The organism is Psychrobacter sp. van23A, assembly GCF_030845275.1.
GTDB lineage: Bacteria > Pseudomonadota > Gammaproteobacteria > Pseudomonadales > Moraxellaceae > Psychrobacter > Psychrobacter faecalis.
The window spans coordinates 2,684,940-2,708,224 of record NZ_CP132595.1 but is presented as its reverse complement, the minus strand read 5'-3'; the positions used below and the strand labels follow the sequence as shown (position 1 = coordinate 2,708,224).

Annotated in this window: 19 protein-coding genes and 1 pseudogene; 8 read left to right on the top strand and 12 right to left on the bottom strand. The window is 44.4% G+C overall.

Translation table 11 applies throughout. The features are described 5' to 3' along the window. Window positions 1–49: 49 nt before the first annotated feature. A pseudogene (locus RAH45_RS11545) lies at window positions 50–1,275 on the top strand (IS3 family transposase). Between the two features lie 187 nt (window positions 1,276–1,462). Here RAH45_RS11545 and RAH45_RS11540 read toward each other — a convergent pair. The 3 genes from RAH45_RS11540 to radC all read right to left on the bottom strand — a co-directional run bounded on the left by RAH45_RS11540 (window position 1,463) and on the right by radC (window position 7,165). Continuing rightward, window positions 1,463–2,836 carry a dicarboxylate/amino acid:cation symporter gene (locus RAH45_RS11540; RefSeq protein ID WP_193032121.1) on the bottom strand — a complete coding sequence of 458 codons (1,374 nt, stop codon included), beginning with the start codon at window positions 2,834–2,836 and terminating at the stop codon, window positions 1,463–1,465. A 418-nt stretch (window positions 2,837–3,254) separates the two neighbouring features. Then, window positions 3,255–6,164 (bottom strand): acyl-CoA dehydrogenase, encoded by a 2,910-nt coding sequence (locus RAH45_RS11535; RefSeq protein ID WP_306495284.1) that lies wholly within the window; start codon window positions 6,162–6,164, stop codon window positions 3,255–3,257. Between the two features lie 317 nt (window positions 6,165–6,481). Continuing rightward, window positions 6,482–7,165 carry a RadC family protein gene (radC, locus tag RAH45_RS11530; protein WP_193032125.1) on the bottom strand — a complete coding sequence of 228 codons (684 nt, stop codon included), beginning with the start codon at window positions 7,163–7,165 and terminating at the stop codon, window positions 6,482–6,484. 128 nt (window positions 7,166–7,293) lie between these two features. On the opposite strand from radC, the gene coaBC reads away from it, so the two are divergent. Both coaBC and RAH45_RS11520 read left to right on the top strand, forming a co-directional pair. Then, window positions 7,294–8,682 (top strand): bifunctional phosphopantothenoylcysteine decarboxylase/phosphopantothenate--cysteine ligase CoaBC, encoded by a 1,389-nt coding sequence (coaBC, locus tag RAH45_RS11525; protein WP_193032127.1) that lies wholly within the window; start codon window positions 7,294–7,296, stop codon window positions 8,680–8,682. A 106-nt stretch (window positions 8,683–8,788) separates the two neighbouring features. Then, complete coding sequence (locus RAH45_RS11520; RefSeq protein ID WP_082894226.1) at window positions 8,789–9,571, top strand: sulfite exporter TauE/SafE family protein; 783 nt, start codon at window positions 8,789–8,791, stop codon at window positions 9,569–9,571. 19 nt (window positions 9,572–9,590) lie between these two features. On the opposite strand, the gene RAH45_RS11515 is transcribed toward RAH45_RS11520, so the two are convergent. From RAH45_RS11515 to RAH45_RS11500, 4 genes are all read right to left on the bottom strand, one after another. Further along, window positions 9,591–9,797 carry a DUF2905 domain-containing protein gene (locus RAH45_RS11515; protein WP_068403553.1) on the bottom strand — a complete coding sequence of 69 codons (207 nt, stop codon included), beginning with the start codon at window positions 9,795–9,797 and terminating at the stop codon, window positions 9,591–9,593. Window positions 9,798–9,863: 66 nt separating this feature from the next. After that, window positions 9,864–10,781: a histone deacetylase family protein gene (locus RAH45_RS11510; protein ID WP_068403550.1), complete on the bottom strand. Its 918-nt coding sequence runs from the start codon at window positions 10,779–10,781 to the stop codon at window positions 9,864–9,866. A 131-nt stretch (window positions 10,782–10,912) separates the two neighbouring features. Beyond that, window positions 10,913–11,938, bottom strand: coding sequence for a YbjN domain-containing protein (locus RAH45_RS11505; RefSeq protein WP_306495283.1), 1,026 nt, complete (start codon window positions 11,936–11,938; stop codon window positions 10,913–10,915). A 68-nt stretch (window positions 11,939–12,006) separates the two neighbouring features. After that, window positions 12,007–13,059, bottom strand: a complete 1,053-nt coding sequence (locus RAH45_RS11500; protein ID WP_227514901.1) for a hypothetical protein — start codon at window positions 13,057–13,059, stop codon at window positions 12,007–12,009. Window positions 13,060–13,193: 134 nt separating this feature from the next. Here RAH45_RS11500 and ccmA point away from each other — a divergent pair, with 134 nt between their 5' ends. From ccmA to ccmE, 5 genes are all read left to right on the top strand, one after another. Next, window positions 13,194–13,823 carry a heme ABC exporter ATP-binding protein CcmA gene (ccmA, locus tag RAH45_RS11495; RefSeq protein WP_193032131.1) on the top strand — a complete coding sequence of 210 codons (630 nt, stop codon included), beginning with the start codon at window positions 13,194–13,196 and terminating at the stop codon, window positions 13,821–13,823. A gap of 184 nt (window positions 13,824–14,007) precedes the next feature. Further along, window positions 14,008–14,664 (top strand): heme exporter protein CcmB, encoded by a 657-nt coding sequence (locus tag RAH45_RS11490; protein ID WP_193032151.1) that lies wholly within the window; start codon window positions 14,008–14,010, stop codon window positions 14,662–14,664. A 352-nt stretch (window positions 14,665–15,016) separates the two neighbouring features. After that, window positions 15,017–15,805 (top strand): heme ABC transporter permease CcmC, encoded by a 789-nt coding sequence (gene ccmC / locus RAH45_RS11485; protein ID WP_068403546.1) that lies wholly within the window; start codon window positions 15,017–15,019, stop codon window positions 15,803–15,805. Between the two features lie 48 nt (window positions 15,806–15,853). Then, window positions 15,854–16,075, top strand: coding sequence for a heme exporter protein CcmD (gene ccmD / locus RAH45_RS11480; RefSeq protein ID WP_191690311.1), 222 nt, complete (start codon window positions 15,854–15,856; stop codon window positions 16,073–16,075). 256 nt (window positions 16,076–16,331) lie between these two features. Then, window positions 16,332–16,832, top strand: a complete 501-nt coding sequence (gene ccmE / locus RAH45_RS11475) for a cytochrome c maturation protein CcmE (RefSeq protein WP_068403544.1) — start codon at window positions 16,332–16,334, stop codon at window positions 16,830–16,832. Between the two features lie 119 nt (window positions 16,833–16,951). On the opposite strand, the gene RAH45_RS11470 is transcribed toward ccmE, so the two are convergent. The 5 genes from RAH45_RS11470 to RAH45_RS11450 form a co-directional block, all read right to left on the bottom strand. Further along, on the bottom strand, window positions 16,952–17,800 hold the full coding sequence (locus RAH45_RS11470) for an aldo/keto reductase (RefSeq protein ID WP_068403543.1): 849 nt from the start codon (window positions 17,798–17,800) through the stop codon (window positions 16,952–16,954). A 378-nt stretch (window positions 17,801–18,178) separates the two neighbouring features. Further along, on the bottom strand, window positions 18,179–19,174 hold the full coding sequence (locus RAH45_RS11465) for a MetQ/NlpA family ABC transporter substrate-binding protein (RefSeq protein WP_193032133.1): 996 nt from the start codon (window positions 19,172–19,174) through the stop codon (window positions 18,179–18,181). Window positions 19,175–19,443: 269 nt separating this feature from the next. Then, complete coding sequence (locus RAH45_RS11460) at window positions 19,444–20,130, bottom strand: methionine ABC transporter permease (protein ID WP_068403538.1); 687 nt, start codon at window positions 20,128–20,130, stop codon at window positions 19,444–19,446. Between the two features lie 17 nt (window positions 20,131–20,147). After that, the gene (locus RAH45_RS11455) at window positions 20,148–20,918 is read right to left on the bottom strand and encodes a methionine ABC transporter ATP-binding protein (RefSeq protein ID WP_068403535.1); all 771 of its coding nucleotides are present in this window, start codon (window positions 20,916–20,918) and stop codon (window positions 20,148–20,150) included. 198 nt (window positions 20,919–21,116) lie between these two features. Then, entirely contained in the window at window positions 21,117–23,261 is a 2,145-nt protein-coding gene (locus RAH45_RS11450) for an ATP-binding protein (RefSeq protein WP_193032138.1), read from the bottom strand. Between the last annotated feature and the right edge of the window lie 24 nt (window positions 23,262–23,285).

Genomic DNA, 23,285 nt, shown 5'->3' with positions numbered 1-23,285 from the left:
AACCGTACAAGTAAACTTGGTAAACTAAGCATATTAATCGGAGTTTATCATGGTCAAGAAAATAAGAACCTATAGCACAGAATTTAAAGCTGAAGCCGTTAAGAAGATATCAGACAATAATGGCAATATCTCAGCAACCGCAAAGCAGCTTGGCATTGCCATGCAAACGCTATCGAATTGGCATAACAAAGCCAACCAAGGCAAGCTCAAAGGCACAGAGCAATACGACCCTGATCTTATGACAGCTCTTCAAGAAATAAAGCAGCTCAAACGACAGCTCAAAGTTGCCGAAGAGGAGCGAGAGATATTAAATGAGGAGGGATAAAGCGGAGCATTGCTTCGCCCCGACGCAAGGGGAGAGCTATGCTCGAGTGAGGCGACGGCGTACTTCGCGAAAAACAGCTAGTCAGGTACGCCTTCATCAAAGATAACCAGCACTTCTTTACCATCACCACTATGTGCCGCGTGCTAAGGGTTAAGCATTCAAGTTACTACGACTGGCTGAGTCGCGATATCAGCGAGCAGCAGATACATCGCAACCATTGTGAGCTACTCGTTAAAGCCGCTCACAGTGAAACTCATGAGTGCTATGGTGTTGAGCGTCTGCATGCGCATCTAAGTGAGCAAGGTCATAACATCAGTCCCTACATGGTCAGAAGCATCAAAGAGGAATACAGCATCAAATGCCGTCGCCACAAACGCTTTAAAGTCACCACCGACTCCAATCACAACAAACTGGTCTATCCAAACGTGTTGGATCAAGAGTTTGATGCCAGTCGCCCTAACCAAGCGTGGGCCAGTGACATCACCTATATTTGGACGCTTGAGGGCTGGTTGTATTTAGCGGGAGTCAAAGATTTATATACCAAAGAGCTGGTCGGCTATGCGATCAATAAGCGAATGACCGCAGATCTAGTATGCAAAGCATTGAACATGGCCATCAAGAATAAACAACCAAGCAAAGGGCTAGTCGTTCACTCTGACAGAGGCAGTCAGTACTGTAGCCATGCTTACCACAAGATCATCAAGCAGCATCAGTTTACAGGTTCAATGAGCGGTAAAGGCAACTGCTTTGACAACGCACCCATAGAAAGCTTCTGGGGCATATTGAAGAACGAGCTAGTATATCACCAAGACTATAAAACAAGGTTTGCAGCTATCAGAGATATCATTGGATATATTGAGTTATATTATAATCAGACTAGGATTCAAAAGGGTTTAGGCTATAAATCGCCAAGACAGGTGTGGTTTGATTATTATCGTCAGGCTGCGTAATCAAAATCTCCCAAGTTTATATATACGGGATTGACGGCAGGGGTCACACAGCCTTAAGTTATTTCGTCTATATATCAATTTCCAAACCTTACTCAAGACAGAAAAAAACCTCAGTCCATTTGGCTGAGGTTTTTATTATGCATTTTTATAAGTGACTAATTGATATTACCCACCAGCCATGCTTGGCCTAACCACGTTTAATATCGTCGTATTCACTGCCCATAATGCCATCGCTAAAGACTTCAGAGAATTCGCGCTCGCTGTTTTCATCGATATGACCATCGAAAACGTCTTTTGTACCTGCATCAGGGTCGTTATAAATGGCTAGATCCATTTTGCCTTCTGACTTGGCGACGATAGCGGTTACGGCAGCATCGCCACTGACGTTGACGGCAGTACGCAACATATCAAGGATACGGTCGACCCCTAAGATAAGGCCGATACCTTCGATTGGCAAGCCTACTTGTGCAAATACCATTGAAAGCATAATTAAACCAACACCTGGAACGCCTGCCGTACCAACAGAAGCAAGTACCGACATCAAAATAACGGTCAAATACTCGGTGATGCCCAAATCAATGCCATAGATATTGGCAATAAAAATGGTCGCCGTCCCTTGCATGATCGCCGTCCCATCCATATTGATGGTGGCGCCAAATGGCACGGTAAACGAAGCAACAGAGTTATTGACGCCCATACGTTTGGTGACGGTACGCAAGGTAATCGGAATCGTCGCGTTTGAGCTTGACGTACTAAACGCAAAAATCTGTACTTCGCGCATTTTTGTTAAAAAGGTTCGCACCGATAGGCCTGAAGCAATCTTTAAAACAATCATCATGGTCACAAAGAAATGGAAAGCAAGCGAGCCAATCAATACCGCGACATAACCAAGCAGCGACCAGATAAGGTCTAAGCCAAGCTCTGACATGGCTTTTGCTAGTAGCGCAAACACACCATAAGGCGCAAGGTTCATAATGATGGTCACCATCTTTAAGATGACCTCATTAATAAGCTCCAAGCTTTGCACCAAGCCTTTGGCAGGTTTACCAACCATCAAGATACTGATACCGATTAAGATAGCAAAGAAAATAATCGATAACATATCGCCATTTGCCATCGCGCTGATGGGGTTGGATGGGATAATATTGGAGAATACATCGAGCAGAGGCGGTGCTGATTGCGCTTCAAATGCCGCTTCCGTCTCGATATCCATGCCTTTACCGATGCCAAACAACACACCAAGACCAATCGCAGTGGCAATAGCCAGCGCCGTTGTCATCATATAGATAAAAAAGGTCTTGGTACCGATACGACCAAGCAAGCGAATATCACCGATGCCGCAAACCCCGCAAATAAGCGAAATCAGTACCAAGGGCACAACCAGCATTTTTAGCGAGTTAACAAACAGCTTACCGATAATGGCAAATAAGCCATTGGTCACATAGTCACTAACAAAGCTGCCTTCGGTGTTTAATCCTGAGTAGTTTATAAATAAACCCAGTATGATACCCAGCACCATGGCAACAATAATCTTGCCCGTTAATCCCATATTCTTCCACATAACTACTGTCCTTGGTTGCCGTAACGCGCAGCCATAAATACGCTACCTAGTATATAAGTATCGTTTTTATGCCTATTTTCGTTACGTCTAAAAGTTTGTTATCTGTCTCTGAAGTCAGATTTTGGGGACAATATAAAAGAATTGTTGGGGTAACTGCAAGAAATATTTATGACTAAAACAGCGCAAGAGAATAAACGCACGGTATTTTAATTTTATTTATCGGCAAAAATTTTTAGATTAAATTGAATAACATAAGCAATTTTTGAGTAAATTGATTGGTAGTAGTTGGGGTATAAACAAAAAAGCGAGACTATTCATATTGAATAATCTCGCTTAAGGGCGAACCGATTATGAGCAGAGGTTGGTCTTAGCGGTTTTATACCGTGACTGTTTAAAACCGCAATAACTTCAAACCTTTTTATATCTTGTCATTTTCGTCACGACGTAGACCATCTTGCCACTCAGCATGATTGTCAGGTTTTTCTATGCCACTATCTGTTTCTTTTATCATTTTATCAGAAGTAGGATCAGTTTTATGCAGGCTATGGTTATAGCTCATACGCTCGCTCAAATGGGTTTCTGCATCACGGCGACGCGGATCAAGCGCTTCTGCATCAGGATTTGCATCCTTAAAGTCGGCTTGTTCTTGCACTTCTTCGACTGTATCTTGCTCGCTGACCATTTTGACATTACCATCGCTTTCATAGCCGTGGTCTGGGTTGTCATCGCCCGTGGATTCTTGCTTATCAGCAGTGACCGCATCAGCCGTCTGCGTAGAATCATCTGTCGCAACGCCGTTTCTTGCTTGCGCTTGGTTTTTTAATTGCGCGTAATCGGTGAGTTTATGTACCGCATTATCCAAACTGTGCGGATTATCGCGAGGTTGCGCTTCGGCTAAATGCTTATCAAAGACATCGGTTAATAAGGAATCAAAACGTATGGCATTATAGCGAATCAGCTGCTCCGCCTCTGCTTCGGTAATATCACCATTTTGGCTAGCATAAACCACATGATCTTCAAAAGTCAGACCTTCGAAATGGTCTTTATGCTCTGCCTTTTTAAATTTCTGCCATAAAGGCTCTACTTCGAGCAGGGTTTGATAAGCGTTTTCCATGCGACCATTGACATCATCTGGCTCAGTATTGTAATACACCATGGTTTTAAGGTAATCGCGGAATGGATTGGCTTCAAAGTCATCCATAAAGGTATCGCCTAATTGGCGTTTGAGCTCGTCGCTCACTGGGGCAAAGATACGACCGCTTGGGAAAGTGACAAAGCTGACTACGCTTGCCGCCATGCGATTTGGGAAGTTGGCAAACAAAGATAAAAAGGCTTCTTGAATGGTGTAAAGGCTATTTTTTAGCGCCACTTCTGCATGTAAGCGCTCGGCTTCTGATTTAGAACCATATTCATAAAATTGCAAAATCGCTGTACAGATAAATAGATGGGCGTGAATATCTGCTAAGCGCCCAGAGAGCATCTCTTTACGTTTTAAATCACCCGCGAGTAGACCTAGCGCCATATCAGCGGTCAGGGCAAATCCTGCGCTTAGACGATTGATGTCTTTATAATAAGGGCGGGTAAAGCTATCGGCAAAACTTGGCGCATGACTGCTACCACCGACATAACCTGCGACAAAGGCTTTGGCGCCGCGATTAAAGGTATAGCCCAAATGTTTAAAGAATAGATTATCGAACTCTTTAAGCGCGCCTTCTTTATCGTCACTTTGTAGCAATTGTAGCTCATCGAACAGATAAGGGTGGCAGCGCATCGCCCCTTGACCAAAAATCATCAACGAGCGCGTTAAAATATTGGCGCCTTCAACAGTGATAGAGACGGGAATGGATTGATAAGGAATCGCTAAAAAGTTGCGCGGGCCCATTTGTACGGCGCGACCACCGACGACATCCATACCGTCATTAATGACATTGCGCATGGTTTCAGTCGCATAGTATTTTGCCATTGCCGTCATGACCGATGGCGTACCACCTTGGTTTAGACCGCAGGTGACCAGATGACGAAACGCTTCAAGCATGTAAGTGTTACTTGCCATGCTGCTGGTCACGTCCTGAATGCCTTCAAATTTACCGATCGAGATTTTGAATTGCTCACGTACTTTTGCAAATGCCCCAACGGTCAAATAGGCAACTTCACTGGCCGACGTTGATAGCGCTGGCAAGGAGATGCCGCGACCAACGCCCAAACATTCCATCAGCATCCGCCAGCCGCGACCAGCGTTTTCGACGCCGCCGATAATATAATCGAGCGGAATAAAGACGTCGTTGCCATCGACCGTCCCATTCATAAATGGCGAGCCAACTGGATTATGCCTTGGTCCTGTAATGACGCCTTCGTGACTGGCAGGCACCAACGCACAGGTAATACCGTAATCAGTCTTTTTAGGGTCACCAAGTAGACCTTCGGGGTCATACATTTTAAAGGCTAAGCCAACGACGGTAGCGATAGGCGCTAGGGTAATCCAGCGCTTAGAAAAATTCATACACAGACCGAGTACTTGCTCGCCTTCATGCATGCCATAGCAAACCACGCCCGTATCAGGAATTGCGCCAGCGTCAGAACCCGCCTCAGGGCCGGTCAAACCAAAACAGGGGATTTCATCACCTTTGGCAAGACCCGGTAGCCAGCGTTGCTTTTGCGCATCGGTGCCATAATGCATCAAAAGCTCACCAGGGCCAAGTGAGTTTGGCACCATACAGCTGACAGCAGCTGTCGGTGAGCGCGAGGCAATCTTACTCATCACGCGGCTTTGCGCATACGAGCTAAACTCCAGTCCGCCATATTCTTTTGGAATGATTAAGCCCAAAAAGCCATTGTCTTTGATAAAGCGCCACGCTTCTGGTGACAACTCTTTATCTTCATGGTGAATTTTCCACTCATCAAGCATCGCGCACAGCACTTCGACTTCATTATCGATAAAGCTTTGTTCTTCTTCTGACAATTCAGGGTACGGGTATTTAGCGAAGGTATCCCAATTCGGCGCGCCCATAAATAGCTCTTTTTCCCACCAACTGGTACCAGCATCGAGCGCTTCACGTTCGGTATCACTCATGCTTGGCATGGCGCCGCCCAAAGCTTTATAAACGGGCTTGGTAATCAATGACTGACGCAGCGGAGTGAGCAGCAGCACCAAGCACAGTAATGCAATCGGTATGCCTAAGATGAGCGACCATGGACTGATAAAGGCGGTGACGAGGACGGTAACAAGGGCGACGATACTACCGGTGACACGCGATAAGGATAATAAAAAGATGGCCAAGACCATGGCTAACTGAATGAGGATTGCCAAAATAAAAAAGCCAATGGCCATGACTGTCTCCTTGCTAACGCCGAATACACCAGCGTAAAATTTAAGTGAATAAAAAAATGCAATAATGTGAATTATTATTTTAATTTTTCATTATAGCTGGGCTTAGAACAAGCTCATTTATGCTACAAATTGAATATCTGTGTTGGACTTTATTTAAAACTTAAGCTTGTAGATAACTACTGTATAAAAGCTCTTAGAGCAAAAATAAAGTAAGCTACCAATATGAAACAGTTGTTTATAACTATCAAGAGCCAAAATGCTACGCTATGTCGAAAATATGTATCAAGCGTCAGACAGAAGTTGCTAGCTAAAAGGTCTCAGGCAAAAGGCGCTAGGCTTTTCTCAGCGTACGAGAGCGTTTCATTGCGCCCGACGATGATATGGTCAATTAAAGACAAATCTATTAAGTCGCAGGCTTTTTTTAGCTCATAAGTGAGTAAATTATCGGCCGTTGATGGGGTAGCGTCAGTATGAGGATGATTATGAGCAACGATAAGCTGACTGGCAGCGTGGCTCAACGCATGGCGTAACACATGTTTGATGCAAACCGAACAAGAGGAAATCCCGCCAGTAAATAGTATCTCAAAATTGATTAAATTTAGCGCATTATCTAAACATAGCACGGCAAAAACTTCACGAGACTCACCGCGCAGCTGAGTGCTGATGTAGTCTTTGACCATTTGCGAGCGCCCAAGGGCATGACCGGTTTTAAGCTGACTGTCCAAATAACGCCTGCCCATCTCAAGCGATGCTAGAATCTGCGCGTACTTAGCGGGACCGATACCGTGACAAGCAAGTACCGTCTCTTTTGGTGCGGCCAAAAGTTCAGCTAGGCTGCCAAACTGCTCTATTAAATGCCGAGCAAGCTCAATGGCCGATTGCGACGGGGTACCTGTGCGCAAAAATATCGCTAATATCTCGGCATCAGATAAGTGAGCGGCACCAAATTTCAGTAGCTTTTCACGTGGCCTGTCATCTTCGTGCCAGTCTTTAATTGCCATTGTTACTCCTTAACAAAGGATGGATGCCAGATAACTGAGATAAATCTACAAAACTTCCCCTAACTTATCGCATAATTGTTACTATAAGCGCAATTTTTATCTTTCATTTTTTTATCGATGCCATGCTTATGTCAAATATTGTGCTTGCTATCACTGGCGGTATCGCCGCCTATAAATCTGCTATTTTTGCCCGTCTTTTAGTCAAGGCGGGCTTTGATGTGCGCGTCATTATGACCACAGGCGCACAAGCCTTTATCACGCCGCTGACTTTGCAGGCTTTGACTGGTAATGAGGTGCATATCTCATTACTTGATGAGCAAGCAGAGGCGGGTATGGGTCATATTGAGCTTGCTAAATGGGCAGACTTGATTGTCATTGCGCCTGCTTCCGCCAATACCTTAGCGCGGCTGGCAATGGGTATGGCAGATGATTTATTGACTACGGTCTGCTTAGCTACGACTGCGCCGGTTATCATTGCGCCAGCCATGAATCAGCAGATGTGGGCGCATCCGGCGGTGAATCTCAATGTGCAAACTCTGCGCGATATGAATTATCAAATTATTGCACCTGGCAGCGGCGAGCAGGCATGCGGTGACGTCGGAGCAGGGCGCTTGCCTGAGCCTGAAGATTTATTAGCGGAAGTACAATTATTTACCGCCATGCAAACCACGCCGCAGCTTTTAGCCGGTAAACGCGTGGTGATTACCGCAGGACCAACGGTAGAAGCTATCGATCCGGTGCGCTATTTATCCAATCACTCCACTGGCAAAATGGGCTTTGCTTTAGCCCGTGCTTGCGTGGCCGCTGGCGCAGAGGTGATTTTGATTGCTGGTGGCAAAGTTGCCTTGCCAACACCGCTTAATGTCACGCGCATTGATGTGTTATCAGCGCAAGATATGTTGATAGCCGCACAGCAATGTGTTGATGGCACGCATAGTGCGCTACAGTATTTACCTGAAGACGCTGATGAGCATTCTCATGAACATAGCCATGAACATAGCCATGACCATTCTCATCATCACGATGACTGTGGTTGCGGTGAAGCGCATCAACATGAAAATGAACATGCTGAAAATGAGAGTGCGGGTATAAAGGTTGCTGATATTTTTATCGCCACTGCCGCCGTCGCCGATTATCGTACCCTCGATGCCGCGCCGCAAAAAATCAAAAAAACCCAAGATGCCATGACGCTAAACTTGGTTAAAAACCCTGATATTTTAGCGACGATTTCTCTTGCCCATCCGGAGCTGTTTGTCGTGGGTTTTGCAGCAGAAACGCAAGATGTTGAGCGCTATGCGCGTGGCAAGCTGCTATCTAAAGACTTAGATTTGATCGCTTGTAATGACGTTTCGCGCGCCGATATTGGTTTTGCCAGTGACGATAATGCCATGCAAGTGTTTTTCTCCGAGCGTTATGAACACGATAATGTGATTCTTGAAAAGGCCAGCAAAGATGAGATTGCCGAGCAGTTAGTTACTATTATTGGTGAGACCATTTGGCAACGTCATCAAGCATAATTAATCATAAGAAACGGTCTACTTATGCTGATTGCGCTGTTGTCAATGTCAGTCGCCGATATCTATCATCACTATCGTTATTAGGTTATAAGTTTCTATGACTCATATGACGAATATGATGGATAGCGATAGTACCCAGACGTTATTGCTACTGGCAATTTTTGCGCTAGCATCATTATTGCATGGTATTAGCGGACTGGGTGTGACGTTAGTAACCACCACTGCACTTGCCAGTATTTATCCGTTACCGCATGCGATTGTCTTGGTGATTTTCCCGTCGTTATTGCTCAATGCCATGACGTGGTTAGCAGGTGGCGGACGCAGTATTTGGCAAAATTTCATCTATTACGGTAGGCGCTATTGGTTATTGGCATTGACCAGCCTGCTCGGTAGTATGCTCGGTGCCAAGCTACTGCTGTGGGTCGATAGCGCATATATTCTATTGGTATTAGCTGCGGTGATTGGCTTTTATGTCAGCAGTAGCTTGCTCGGTAAGCAAATCCGTCTGCCCAATACCAAGCCTGTGTTGATTATCGTTGGACTTAGTGCTGGAATAATTGGCGGTGCGACCAATGCTATGTCGACCATACTCATGATGTATTTACTGTCCGCAAGTGACGATAAGCATACCATCGCCAAAGTTGGCAACATGTGCTATTTCTTGGGTAAGGTTGCGCAAATTATTGTCTTACGTGAACCTATCATGGCGCTAAGTGCTAATGAGTGGCAGCTGATTATCTTACTGAGTGTATTGTCTATCGCTGCGCTGTTGGTTGGGATTCGCTTGCGTCGCTATTTACCGCAAGCCCGCTTTCGTCAGCTTATCTTGTTGATTCTTACCGTTCTCGGTATTCGGGTTGGCTGGCAAGGCATAACAGCGTTGCTATAAACTTAACGCTTAAACAAGTTTAGCGATTAAATAGATTTAATATTATAGTGGCAACGATACTGATAATAATCATGGTGACCACTGGAAAGTAAACTCGCGTATTGCCTGAGGTATGTTTGATATCGCCTGGCATATTGCCGAGCCACGAAAATGCATTTGGAAACAGCAGCCAAATAATGCCGATAATAACCAGCAAAATTCCTACACCAATCAATATTTTTGCCATTTAAACTCTCGCTAACCTCTCTAGTTTTCTTACGTTATTTGGTCATGGCTTTTTCTAAGTAACACCTTAATCAATCAATTCTGCAAAAAACAGCTGCTGTGCCAAACGAAACGTATTACAGTGCGCCTCAACCACGTCTTCAATATCTTCTGAATAGCCGCCGCCCATGACGATAGCCACGGGAATATTGGCCGCTTTAGCTTGTTGTAGGACAAACGCATCACGCGCCTTACAACCCTCTAGCGTCAGACTAAGCTTGCCCAATTTATCGGTTGCCAACACATCGACCGCAGATTGATAGAACATCATATCCGGTGCAAACTCATGGATTAAGCGTGGCAGCGTATCCTCTAATATCTGTAAGTATTCTGCATCAGCCGTATCATTATCCAGCTCGATATCTAAGTCTGATACTTGTTTGCGAAACGGGTAGTTTTTTGCGCCATGCATACTAAAGACAAAAACGCGCGGCTCATCCGCCATGATACTGGCGTTGCCATTACCTTGATGCACGTCTAAATCCACGATTAAGATTCGTTGTGCCTGTCCACGATTTAATAATAAATTGCTGGCGATACAAACATCATTAAACACACAAAACCCCTCGCCATGATCGGCAAAAGCATGGTGAGTGCCGCCCGCGACGTTCATCGCCACGCCGTATTGCTGCGCATATAACGCACATTCATAGGTGGCATGGGCAATATAACGACCACGCTCTACCAACTCTGGCGTCATCTCAAAACCAATGGCGCGCGCTTCTTTACGTGGTAAGGTTTGGGTTTTAAGCTGCTGCCAATAGTCCGCAGTATGCGTGGTTAAAATCTCCTCTTCGCTCAGACGTTTTGGGGCAAAAAAATTATCGCTAGTGATGGTCCCTTCGGCCAGTAAACGCTCAGGAATCATCGTATATTTTTGCATGGGGAAGCGGTGTTTTTCGGGTACGGAATAACGAAAAATATCAGAGTAAGCAATTTTTAGCATAGTATTAACGTATGTCTTTTAAAAAGTAATTTAAGAATAGAAGGTAAAAGAATAGAGAGGTTTAAGCGTTTTGAAAGTAGAGGATTGGTGAGTAATTGTAAGAGCGACAAATACTGAGTTTGCGCAATGGATTACTGAACAAACTGCGTAGGTAAGAAAAAGGTGCGCGCATCCTCTTGTCGATGTAGCGCCATCAGTAAATCTTGCAATTCTGTAGCAGGATTTTGATTGTTGACCAATTCACTAAATATCTCATAAGTCACCGTGGTCATCGCGATGACACTTTGTAATAAGTGCTCAATGGTACTTTCATCCATACCGACCGCTTCGACATCGATGGCGTTTTTGTAGCGTATTTCGCCATCATTGATATCCATTTCGAGATTGCCAATCAGCATGTCGTAATTAATTTGGGTAATCAGTAACATGGCGGCGCTTTGATGGCTTTCGGGTATTAAGAACGGCAAAACACCATAGACCGCTAGCAAGTTGTTATGTTCTTGCACGCGAAATAGGTAGCCGCAATCAAGATTTTTATTGCGCATTCTAAAAGACAAATAGTGTGATTGCTGGCTGTCGTTATTATCGCTGACACTGCTTTTAGGTCGATAATGGTTATAATGCCATTGTTGATCGTCGAAATACTGCTTAAGATAATTGACAATAGGGGTGTCATTCAGCGCAGTTTGCTGCGTCATGCTGTCTATGTCATTATCAAAATCAAAATAAGCGTCAGTATCAGTATCAGTGTCAGTGTCAGTGCTGCTATCTAAGCGACTATCAAGATTGCTACTAAGGCTGCTATAAATAACCTCATCGAAGTGATTATCAAAGTGGCTATCAACGCTCTGGTTTGCGTTACGGTTCACATTATGGTTTAAGTCAGGGCTAGAGCCGATAATATCCGTATCATCATTGTCATTATTATCACTGTCTTTAGGATAAGTTTGAATACTATCTCTTTCATTTTTTGAAGGATAAGCGTTGTTTTTATCCTGTTTTGTCAGACTTGAATCTGAACTAAAGTCCGAGTCCAAGTCCAAGTCCAAGTCCAAGTCGTTATCAATCTTCGTGTCGTCAATAGTAGCCTGTTCAGTTGCCATACTAAGCAACTGCTTGATTCTTTGCCATAAGCTGAGTTTAGAAGATTCGCTCATAGATAATAGCTGACTAATAAAGGGTGAATAATAAAATTTTAAAGAAAACCGTACGCTAAAACAGCAGATTAATTGCTGCCAAATACCAGTCCTGCTTTGATACTAGGCTGCGCATAAAACGCTTGCAGCATCTCTGTTATATGCGCCGTAAACCATGAGCTTTCAAGAGCGTCCGTGACGACAGGGAGCAGGGCGGTACTCAATTGCGTTATTGCCTGCTCATCGATGTGTAAACTTGCCGCGATAGTAGCTATGCTATCGGCCTGATGGTTGCTATACCAAGTATCGACGCTCGCTGCCACAAGGCTGTGCAAGTAAGGCGATAGGCGCAGACGGTTGTAGCTTTGTTGAATACTATTTTCAATATGCGCGATACTGCTATCGTTTGGCTCATCGCGTAAATAGGTTTGGATTTCGCTGATTGGTTTTTCTTTGATACGCCCCCAACCGGTGACCAATAAGCGCGCAACCTCTTCGTTGGTTAAATGCGCTTGGGCGTTGGCTTCTGCTCGGCGTGTTAAATCTTTAATATTGCGATGCAGGTAGGACTGCAGTTTTTCATCAAGATTGCGGTTGGTGGCTTTTTCAAACGAGCTGCGCCCAAGTTTCATCAGTTTACCAGCAGGGCCCGCTTTATCTAGCGTGGATTCCATAAAATCGTTGATAGCGTGATACAGCGTTTGCGTCAATAAATCAGCAAAGGTTTCATTGCCAACCAGCGTATGCACCAAGATATTACGCTGCTCTTCATGACTGCCGACATAGCTGGCTAGGATCTCAACTTGGCTGTCATCGACCAATTCTGATAAAGGCACATTATCATTAACCGGATGATAAATAATAGTATGCAAAATATCACGAATATCGCGTCGTACTACCTCGCTTAGCGGCTGCTTGAGAAACCAGTCATTAATAAGATGCTGCAAATCATCGCTACTGATATATTTGCTCAATGGCTGCTCGCCAAACCACTGCCAAGCCTGTGTTGCTAAAGGCTGGGCTTGCGCATGCAGCCATTGTTGCATAAAGGCAACTTGCGCCTCGATTAAGCGGTCGAGCGTTAGGTTGGTGCTCGTAGCACTTTGAGTGTCTAAATTTTGGCTATCTTTTGAAGTCTGCATAGGTTTTGAGGTCATAGTAATCGACAATTTGTTATACTGTGGGGTTGAAGTAAGCATAAAGTATTATGCCACGAACATCAGCGGTGTTTGTGATGAATATTGCCTGCTGCTTAATAAATAAATGAGAGGTTTGGATGACGGCTCTGAATACAGCTTTACTTGCGCTTGATAAGCTAACGGTTCAGCGCGGTGAAATTCCTTTATGTGAAGGCGTGACGCTCAATCTGGCGGCGGGTAGCATTTGTCACTTGGTCGGTGCTAATGGCACGGGTAAAACGACGCTACTGATGCAATTAGCTGGGTTATTGCCAGTGCTAAGCGGTGAGGTTATTTATCAAGGGATAGCAAACTTACCCGTGCAGCCTTTATATGTATCGCATCAATTGGGCATTCATCCAAACCTGACCGTCGCCCAAAACCTCACTTTTTTGCTTAATTTATATGGCATTAGTCCAAGTACAGCTGAGATCGATGACGCCCTTACATGGGTAGGGCTGCAGGGTTTTGAAACGATTAGCTCAAGCCATTTATCTGCGGGGCAAACACGGCGCATTACCCTTGCACGGCTTTATTTATTAACGCCTGAGGTCACGCCTTTATGGCTACTCGATGAGCCATTTACCGCGCTTGACGTCGATATGGTAGCACGCATGGAAGATAGGTTGCGCGAATTTGCTACGGCTGGCGGTGCGATACTAATGACCAGTCACCAAGCCGTCGGCGTTGCCAATCAAGTGCTCGATTTGTCCGATTATATGGTGTAAATGCTATCAATATAACTGCCATGAACATCAATCTAACTGCAACAAGCGTCAATATAAGTGCGACACGCATGAGTGGAAGAGCCAATAAATGATAGACACTGACAGTGCAGTAAAAACCGTGAATACAAGCTCGGATGCTAATACTTCAAATGTTAATACAGCTGCTGTGCGCGGTATCAGTTTTATGCAGCTTTGGCGGCGTGAATGGCAGGTCAAGCAGCAAGGCGCGGTGCAGTGGTTATATCCTTTGGTACTGTTCCTAGTGATTATCACCTTGTTTCCGCTAGCGGTTGGTAGCGAGCCTGCTTTATTACAACGCCTTGGCGTATCGGCAGTGTGGATTGCGGCATTACTGTCACTGGTAATGGGTGTTGATGGCTTGTTTAAGCCTGCGCTTGATAATGGTACGCTTGCGCAGTTAGTCGTCGCTAAAGCATCGCTGCCATTATGGGTGCTGATTCGTTTGGTTATTCACTGGATTTTTAGTAGCGGCATTGTGGCAGTATTAAGTTTGCTCGCCGTGCCTTTATTTCAGCTAAGCTGGTTTGAGGCATGGATATTGATGGCGTCTATTATTACTGGTAGTCCGATGCTGCTCATGCTGTCAGCAGTCGCCAGTAGTTTGACGTTATCACTAAAAAACGGCGCGGTGCTGGTACCTTTGATTGCCTTACCGATGCAGTTGCCGGTATTGATTTTTGCTACTGGTGCGATTGATTTATTTGCCACAGGTCTCAACGGCTTGCCGATTTTAGCGTTATTATTAGCAGGTAGCATCATTTCGATACTGGTGATGCCATGGGTGATTGCAATGACGTTAAAAATGGCATGGTTAAATTAACAATTAATGTTGGCATGTTATATTCAGGTCAATATTAAAAAGAGGCAGCGGGGCTGGGATAAATTTTTCGTCGCCTCTGTCGGCGTAGGCACAGCAAGCAAGAAAAATTTGCACCAGTCACCCGGCATAGTATTGTCTATCCTTTTCATTTAGTATCGACTATATACCTTTTCTGATGAAAGCCCTTTATCTTAACAGCATGATGAAAACTGGCAACTTTGCTATAATAGGCTATTCAACAAATAATCACGTGTAGATTCTATCCAGCGTTTAACGTCAGCAAGTTAGCGGGTAGGCGTATGAATCATGCGTTTTACTCGATAATCACCAGCTGCGCAATAGGTTTATTCCCATGCCCAACCTGAATAATGTCTCATCTCCTAGCCTGTGGCAACGCATTTGGCAGGTCTTTTTGACCACTGTGGGTACTAAGCAGTTTTTTCGTATCTTTGCACCTTGGGTTAAGTGGCTCGCGATATTAGCCGGTCTCTGTCTGTTCATCGGTAGCGTTTGGGGCTTGGCATTTGCGCCGCCGGATTATCTGCAAGGTAATAGCTATCGCATTATTTTCATCCATGTACCCGCTGCCAGTCTCGCTATCTCTATTTATTTTGCCTTAGCGGTACTTGGTGTCATTTATCTGGTATGGAAAATTAAGACCGCAAGCCTTGTAGCTCAGGCACTGGCTCCGATGGGGTTTTTGCTTTGTGTGATTAGTTTACTCACAGGTTCTATATGGGCAAAACCGACGTGGGGGACGTATTGGGTTTGGGATGCACGCTTGACGTCTATGCTCATTTTGGCGTTTTTGTATGCTGGGGTAATGGCGTTGTTTGCGGCCTTTGAACATACCGCCAATCGCGGTAAAGCGGCGGCTATTTTGTCTATCGTTGGCGCGGTGAATTTGCCTATTATCAAGTACTCAGTGCAGTGGTGGAATACCTTGCACCAAGGTTCAACCTTTACCCTGACGGCGGCACCAAAAATGTCGGCAGATATGTGGCTGCCCTTACTACTGATGATTATTGGTAGTTATTTACTGGTCGCTTCATTGGCCATTTATCGGACCAATACCCTGATTTTATATCGCGACCAAGGCAAAGCATGGGTCAAAGAATACGTTCGTAGCCAAAATAAATAATCCTAAAATACAACCATAAACCAAGCAAATAACGGCTAGGGAAATAAAATGCAGCCTTACTTTTATAGCGTCTCTGAGTTTGTTGCCATGGGTGAGCATGGCGTGTTTGTCTGGTCATGCTGGGCAATTACGGTTGGCGTGATGCTGTTTTTTATTATTTATAGCCGCCGTCAACGCCAAGCGCTTATCAAGCAGCTATCCATTCAGCAAGCTCGTCAAGCACAGCGCGCTGCCAAGACCCCTAATTCTAAAACCAAACAACCATCCTAAACAAATCTTCTTAAAAAATTCTTTTTAATATCAAATTTTTAGCCTATCAAATAATAATGCCTTACTGGTAAATATATGACCGCATCGGTTGCTAGGGGGGCTTATTGATTTGGGCAAAAAATGCTACCATATAGGTATTAGAAAAGTACGGTTAGACGGGCTTATCATTAAGTCAGTCCAATAAGCATTTCTTTAATATTTTCTGTTTTGCAGACGAGTGGTTTGTAGAACAGCGACTCATCAATGAGGTAGTGGTATGAACGCAGTTCGTCGCAAAAAACTGATGTGGGTTATGTTTACGCTTGCAGGGGCGGCGATTGCCGTGGTATTGGTGATTTATGCCATTGGGCAACAGACCGATTACTACTTTGACGCCACCGCCATTGCGCAAGGTGAAGCGCCTCAGGATAAGCGTATCCGCGCTGGTGGTATGGTCGTTGCCGGTAGTGTCCAACGTGCGCCAGACGACCCGTTAAGCGTGGAGTTTGCGATCACCGACTTTGAATCAACCGTGCCGGTGACCTATCAAGGTATATTGCCAGATTTATTCGCTGAAAACTCAGGCGTGGTAGCAACGGGTAAAATGCAAGGTGATACCTTTGTCGCAGGCGAAGTATTGGCCAAGCATGATGAAAACTATATGCCGCCAGAAGTGGCCAAATCGATGAAAGAAAACAATCGTAACGGCGCCATACCTTCTTCTGAGCAATACAATCCTGCCGAAAAAGTGCATAAGACCGATACTTTGCAGCAGTAACAACGCTGACAATACAATTATTAATAGTTATCGTAAAAAGTATTAAACATAAAAAAAGCCAGTGACCTTTATCACTGGCTTTTTTGTGCTTATTTTCATTTTTACATTACTATAGCTTACTAATCATCCCATTCTGGTGAATAATCTGGATGCTTAATTTTACGCCCATCGCTACGCGCTAAGCTACCGATTTTCTCAAGCTCATCCGCACTGAGCGTTACCTTGACAGCATCTAAGTTGCCTTGTAAATGGTCGGGGTTAGAGGTTTTTGGAATGGCAATACGTGCCTTATCAGATAAAATCCACGCTAGTGAAACTTGCGCTGGTGTAATCCCATGCTTATCAGCAATGTCTTTAATGATTTCATTATCAAACACATCACCACGAGCAAGCGGCGAGTAAGCTTCTAATAAAATATGGTGATTGTTTAAAAAAGTCTGCAGGGTGTTTTGCTTAATAAAGGGATGAAACTCAACCTGATTAACCGCAATCGGCACATCAGCATATTTTTTAGCCTCGATAATATTGGCGATATTAAAGTTAGATACCCCAATATTACGAGTCAGCCCTTGTTTTTGTAGCTCGCAAAGCGCTGGCATCGTTTCAGACAAAGGCACCCGATCATCAGGCCAATGCAGCAGCAGTAAATCAACATAATCAGTATCTAAGTTTTCTAGCGAGCGCTTGGCCGCAGCGATAAGTTTTTCTGGTTCAAACTTCATGTCATCAGGAAATATTTTCGTCGTTAAAAAGAACTTATCACGCGCGACGCCTGATTGCTTAATGCCTTTTCCCACCTCGACTTCATTATCATAAGCTTGGGCAGTATCAATATGCTCATAGCCCATTTGTAGCCCCTGGCTGACCACATCGATACAGTCTTGTCCCGTTGATTGCCATGTACCCAGTCCGAGTACCGGAATGTTCGCTTGTCCAGCGGTGCGAATATTATAAGTTTTAGCACGCATATTATTATCCTTGTTTTTTTGTGATTTATTAATGGTTCTTATCGTTATTAATAGAGAATTTGAGCAGACATATAAATTTCTTAGATTTTATTAAGCGTCGATTTTTATTAAATCAAAGCTTATATTAAGGCACATTCTCTATTAAGCTTAGCCACTATAAAAAGAAAATAGGCTAAGTGAAAGAGTAAGTGACGCTTTCCTACAAACCACAAACAGGCTGTAACGTCATTGCGAGTCGTTGATTGTACCCATTCAATAAAATTTAAGAGCAAAAAAGCCCACTATTCAAAATAATGGGCTTTTTCAAATTAAGGCAATTTTAACTGTAAAAACGTTTTATTTATTCGAATTAATCGTTTTTACAATGGTTAATATTAACTATTGAGCAGCAGCTTCGGCAACTGGTGCAGTATCTGTTGTAGGAGCAGCGGTTGCAGGGGCTGCAGCAGCAGTAGCTGTGTTCTCACCCCAGATTTTTGGGTATTTGTAGCCTGGGAAGCTATCGTGAGCATACTTTTTAAAGGCCTCTGAGTTATAAGCGTTGGTCACGTCTTTGACCCATTTCTTATCTTTATCCGCAGTTTTGATGGCAGACCAGTTGACATAAGCAAAGCTTGGCTCTTGGAATAGCGCTTCAGTCAGCTTAATACCCGCATCGGTTGCGTAGTTGCCATTGATAACAGCAAAGTCTACTTCATCACGCGCACGTGGCAGCTGGGCTGCTTCTAGCTCAATGATTTTGATGTCGTACTTGCTGTTATCAGCGATATCTGCTTTTGATGCGGTCAGAGGATCGATGTTGTCTTTTAGGGTAATCCAACCAAGCTCATCCATCATGACCAATGCACGAGCAAAGTTACTTGGGTCATTAGGCGCAGAAACGCTCATGCCTTTGTAGGCTTCGTCAAGCTTGGTCTTTTTACCAGTATAGATGCCAAGTGGCGCAGTTGGCACTTGGAAGACTTCAACCAAATCAAGATTATTCTCTTTTTTAAAGGTATCAAGATAAGGCTTATGTTGGAAGATATTGATGTCTAAATCGCCATCAGCTAAAGCAATGTTTGGACGTACATAATCAGTAAAGGTGACCAGCTCAACTTCATAGCCTTGCGCTTCTAACGAGCCTTTTACTTGGTTACGAACCATATCAGCAAAATCGCCTTCAGTGGTACCGATCACAATCTTGCTATGTTCAGGATCGATATCGTTGCCCGCTGCCGTTTCTGTCGTCGTTGATTCAGTAGCACCTTCAGTGACTGGCTCTTTGCTAGCTTCTGGTGCTGATGAGTTATTACAACCGACCAATACAAGGCCTGATACGCCAACGGTGGCCAATGCGGTCGCGAGTTGACGGCTGATATCTGTTAATTTCATGAAACTTCCTTAATAAGGGGGAGGGAATAGGGATTAAATGTCAACAGTAAAAATCCGCATTAAAAAAGCAACATTATGAATAGTAATGCTGCTAAGTTAAAGGCTGTTAAGATAGTATCAAAATTAAAGGGAATCAGTTACAAAGTCAAGCATTTGCTTAGGATGAATCGGCATTAAACCTTGAGTATTATTCATATTAAACAGTCTTTGCCTCTCAAAATAAAAGGTGAAATCACCATAATAGAGAGGGTAAAGACTAAAACTTTGGCTTAACGTTTATCTAAACGGGTAGCTATCCAATTACCAGATGCCTGAATACCGATGACCATAATCGATAGCATCACGACGATAAAGACCATCACCTCAGTTTGATAGCGATAGTAACCGTAACGAATGGCCAAATCGCCCAAACCCCCACCACCAATCATACCCGCCGCCGCCGAAAACGACAGTAAGCTGATACATAAAATGGTCACGGACAATACCAAACCTGAGCGCGCTTCATTAAGCAATACTTTGATGATGGTCAAGGGGCGGGCACCCATAGATTCCGTTGCTTCGATAATGCCGCGTGGTACTTCGCGCAGATTTTGCTCGACCAAGCGTGCGAAGTAAAAGGAACCGGCAATCGCCAGTACTAGTGACGCGGCAATTGGTCCAATACCCGTGCCAACGATGGCTTTGGTAAAAGGACTCATGGCAATCATCAAAATCACAAACGGGAAGGCGCGCATAAAGTTGGTGATCGCACCAAGGACACCATACAAGGTTTTATTTTGCAGAAACTGCCGATCACTGGATAAAAACAAGAATACTCCAAACAGACCGCCGATAACGATGGCGACCGTCGTTGAGATACCTAGCATAATAAAGGTATCTACAAACGCCTGCAAAATTTCTTTACGTAGCGCAAGCAGCTTGTCCAATGAGGCGGATAATTCAGCACCAGTTAACATGTCTATTCTCCTGCCTCTTAATCTTCATGAACCAAGCCTTTGCCAATCGGGGTCGTGGCCTGAATCAGACCGTCGCGGATATCGGCAACCTCGAGCAACTGCCCTTGATGTAACAATGCGGCGCGGTCGCATAGCCTACGAATGACGCTCATCTCATGGGTGACGATGACAATGGTGACGCCAAGCTGCTCATTAATATCACGCAGACAAGTCAATAAGCTGCGCGTGGTTGAAGGATCAAGCGCACTGGTCGGCTCATCAGCCAATAATACTTTTGGGCTCGGCGCGATCGCACGGGCGATACCAACACGCTGTTTTTGTCCGCCTGATAGCTGCGCAGGATAGTGCCCAGCACGGTCAGTCAAATCAACGATTTCTAAGCAGTCCATCACACGCTTATAAATATCGGCACGCGGATAACCTGCCACCGTTAAGTTAAAGGCGACATTATCATAGACAGTACGGTTAGACATCAGGTTAAACTGCTGAAAAATCATACCGATATTGTGGCGGGCGATACGTAAGTCACTGGCCGATAAGGTGGTCAAATCGGTACCATCTATGATGACTTGACCTGAGTCTGGGCGCTCAAGTAAATTAATCAGGCGTAATAAGGTAGACTTACCCGCGCCCGAATAACCCATTAAACCAAAGATTTCGCCTTGTTTTACCGTTAAAGATGTCGGCTCAACCGCAGTAAACCAATGTGGCTTGCCGTCTTTATCTTTTATAGACCGGTCGCTTAAAAAGCTTTTGGTCACATCGTTTAAGACAATCATGTCACTCATGGAATGCTCAAAATTTAATAAATATTTTAATGGCTATGAAGCGGTTGCAGGCTCTTTTGCGTATTTGTGCGCAAATTAAAATCAACCTTCAATAACCCTATAATAAGGGGCGCTAATATAGCATATTATGCAGCGTTTTGGATATGGACATCCATGATTAACAGATAATCTTGGCGGTAGATTGGTTAGCTGATGAGATTAGTGACGGCTGTCATGTTGATAATGAGGGTCGTGCTTGACGGGTAATACCACTAAAAATCGCGTATGACCATTAATGGTATCTGTAATGATACGGCCTTGGTGCGCCGTAACTATCTGGGCAACCAACGACAAACCAAGCCCCGAGCCTTTATTTTTTTGCTGTAAGCGTACAAAGGGGCTAAAGACTTCTTCGCGTTTATTTTCAGGGATACCTTCGCCTTCATCAATCACCGCCAGCACCGCAAATTTCGGTAGCGGGCGTATTGGCTCAGCTTTCGGCTTTTTGAGATGTTTACTAAATATGCCCTCTTTGCGGGTAGCGTTTGCCGTGTCGCCGTTTTCTTTATTAACGTTTTCTTTATTAGGGTCTTTGGTGGCACTTTTGGCGTCATCCTTCTCAGTACTAACGCTTTTATCCGCTTCTTCTATCTGTTTATTGATAGTCTTGTCATCGATGTCGTCGATGGATGTTTCTTGTTGTTCAGGAACCGCGCGCCAAATAACTTTTTTAATTTTTTCTGTCAAATCGGTAGTAAAGCGCTGATAGGTAAGTAATAACGACGGCTCGACAATGGCTTCGGTCTCAGTGGTGCTACTTAGGTCATTGTTTAGCTCATTAGATGAGTCAATAGTTTTTGCCGTCGATGATTTATCAGTATCTGTGCTGTTATCACTATTCGTATTGCCATCAATCTCAGCATCCACAGTGATGCTTTCACCATTTTTATAAATCACTGGCGCAGGTAGTAACGCTGCGGTCGACGCTTCTTCTGTCGACGTTGATGTTGAGGTGGCTTTATTATCGCTAGGAACAATATTATCGTTAGTAATTGTGGCATCAGCATTTTGCTGGGCGTTTTGATCAGTTTCAAGCGCATGGTCGCTATCAGGCGCTTCTTCATCATAATCAAAGTCTGGGCTGTTATAATCGACAAAGCTGCTACACAGTATGGTTTGCAAAAGATAATCTGGAATAGCGTCGGCTTCATCTAGCGTTTGTACGCCGTAAAGTAATACCGTAACGGGTGGTTTGCCGTGCAGCATAGCATTGGTCAATAGGTTACGAATTAAGTGGGTCAGCATCGATGATTGACCATCGATGACGATATGCTCGCCAATCAAGGTTGCTTGAGGATAATGCTGGCGTTCTTGGTTTACTAAATCATATAAGTCCAAATGCTCAACTTGTTGTAGCGCGTGTCCAGCATCTAAACGACTGACCAGCAAAATACTCTCGACCAAATCGTTTAATCCAGACAAATCGCGATTGATAGCTTGGGCACGCTTATCAAATTTTTCTTTGGTATCACTCGGCAATGCACCCGCCAGCATATCCATCATCTCAATCTGTAAGCGAATACGGGTGATGGGCGTACGCAGCTCGTGCGAGGCGTGCGCCAATAGCAGGTTATTGGCATTGATTAGGTGTTCAATTTTTTGTGCTGCTTGGTTAAAGCCGCGCGCAAGCGATGCAATCTCATCATTACCGCGGGCATTGACTCGCACCGTAAAGTCGCCGTCGCCCAATTGCGCCATTTGTTGGCTCATCTGATTGATACGCCAAGTAATGGTACGCGCAATCCACCAAAGCACCCCTGCCATGATAAGCAGCAGCAATAGCGTACCAGTAAATAAATTTAAGGCGGCAGAGAGGACAGGTTTTTTAGGCGGCAGGCGTGATTCGTATAATAGCGTATAGCCGGTGCTACTATAAACTTGGGCTTGCTTGGTTGGGGAGGTTTCGGCAAATGAGGGAAAGACGCGCGCTAATAGCGAGGGCGGCGCAGGCAATTCTAATGGCAAATCGCTGTTGTCGCTTTGCATGAGCAAATGACCTTCATTGTCATATAGGCCCATTTTTGCTTGCAGTGATTCATCAAAAATATCAAAGCTTTTCTTGACCACCGCTAGCATAAAGCGCGCTTGTAAACGGTTGTCTTTACTGACAGCAATATTTAGCTCATGCAAAAATGGGTCGACTTGACCCAAAATTTGCGTGGCTAAGATTTCTGAACGAATACCAGCGTCTTTGTCATGTACCAACTGGGTCAATAACACCATCGCTACCGCAAATAAAATAAGTGCCAGCATGACACTGGCAAATAGTTTGGCAAATACGGAACGAAAACCCAGTTGTTGCATTAAATCATCTCTATTATCAAACGC

Bases quoted from the DNA above. Each gene is read 5' to 3' on its own strand.
- RAH45_RS11515 (WP_068403553.1), bottom strand. From the start codon at position 9,797: ATGGCAAAAATATTGATTGGTGTAGGAATTTTGCTGGTTATTATCGGC.
- RAH45_RS11490 (WP_193032151.1), top strand. From the start codon at position 14,008: ATGCAGCTTTGGCGGCGTGAATGGCAGGTCAAGCAGCAAGGCGCGGTG.
- RAH45_RS11505 (WP_306495283.1), bottom strand. From the start codon at position 11,938: ATGAGCGAATCTTCTAAACTCAGCTTATGGCAAAGAATCAAGCAGTTG.
- RAH45_RS11520 (WP_082894226.1), top strand. From the start codon at position 8,789: ATGACGAATATGATGGATAGCGATAGTACCCAGACGTTATTGCTACTG.
- RAH45_RS11535 (WP_306495284.1), bottom strand. From the start codon at position 6,164: ATGGCCATTGGCTTTTTTATTTTGGCAATCCTCATTCAGTTAGCCATG.
- RAH45_RS11450 (WP_193032138.1), bottom strand. From the start codon at position 23,261: ATGCAACAACTGGGTTTTCGTTCCGTATTTGCCAAACTATTTGCCAGT.
- RAH45_RS11540 (WP_193032121.1), bottom strand. From the start codon at position 2,836: ATGTGGAAGAATATGGGATTAACGGGCAAGATTATTGTTGCCATGGTG.
- RAH45_RS11500 (WP_227514901.1), bottom strand. From the start codon at position 13,059: ATGCAGACTTCAAAAGATAGCCAAAATTTAGACACTCAAAGTGCTACG.
- RAH45_RS11460 (WP_068403538.1), bottom strand. From the start codon at position 20,130: ATGTTAACTGGTGCTGAATTATCCGCCTCATTGGACAAGCTGCTTGCG.
- coaBC (WP_193032127.1), top strand. From the start codon at position 7,294: ATGTCAAATATTGTGCTTGCTATCACTGGCGGTATCGCCGCCTATAAA.
- RAH45_RS11465 (WP_193032133.1), bottom strand. From the start codon at position 19,174: ATGAAATTAACAGATATCAGCCGTCAACTCGCGACCGCATTGGCCACC.
- radC (WP_193032125.1), bottom strand. From the start codon at position 7,165: ATGGCAATTAAAGACTGGCACGAAGATGACAGGCCACGTGAAAAGCTA.
- ccmE (WP_068403544.1), top strand. From the start codon at position 16,332: ATGAACGCAGTTCGTCGCAAAAAACTGATGTGGGTTATGTTTACGCTT.
- ccmC (WP_068403546.1), top strand. From the start codon at position 15,017: ATGCCCAACCTGAATAATGTCTCATCTCCTAGCCTGTGGCAACGCATT.
- ccmA (WP_193032131.1), top strand. From the start codon at position 13,194: ATGACGGCTCTGAATACAGCTTTACTTGCGCTTGATAAGCTAACGGTT.
- RAH45_RS11510 (WP_068403550.1), bottom strand. From the start codon at position 10,781: ATGCTAAAAATTGCTTACTCTGATATTTTTCGTTATTCCGTACCCGAA.
- ccmD (WP_191690311.1), top strand. From the start codon at position 15,854: ATGCAGCCTTACTTTTATAGCGTCTCTGAGTTTGTTGCCATGGGTGAG.
- RAH45_RS11470 (WP_068403543.1), bottom strand. From the start codon at position 17,800: ATGCGTGCTAAAACTTATAATATTCGCACCGCTGGACAAGCGAACATT.
- RAH45_RS11455 (WP_068403535.1), bottom strand. From the start codon at position 20,918: ATGAGTGACATGATTGTCTTAAACGATGTGACCAAAAGCTTTTTAAGC.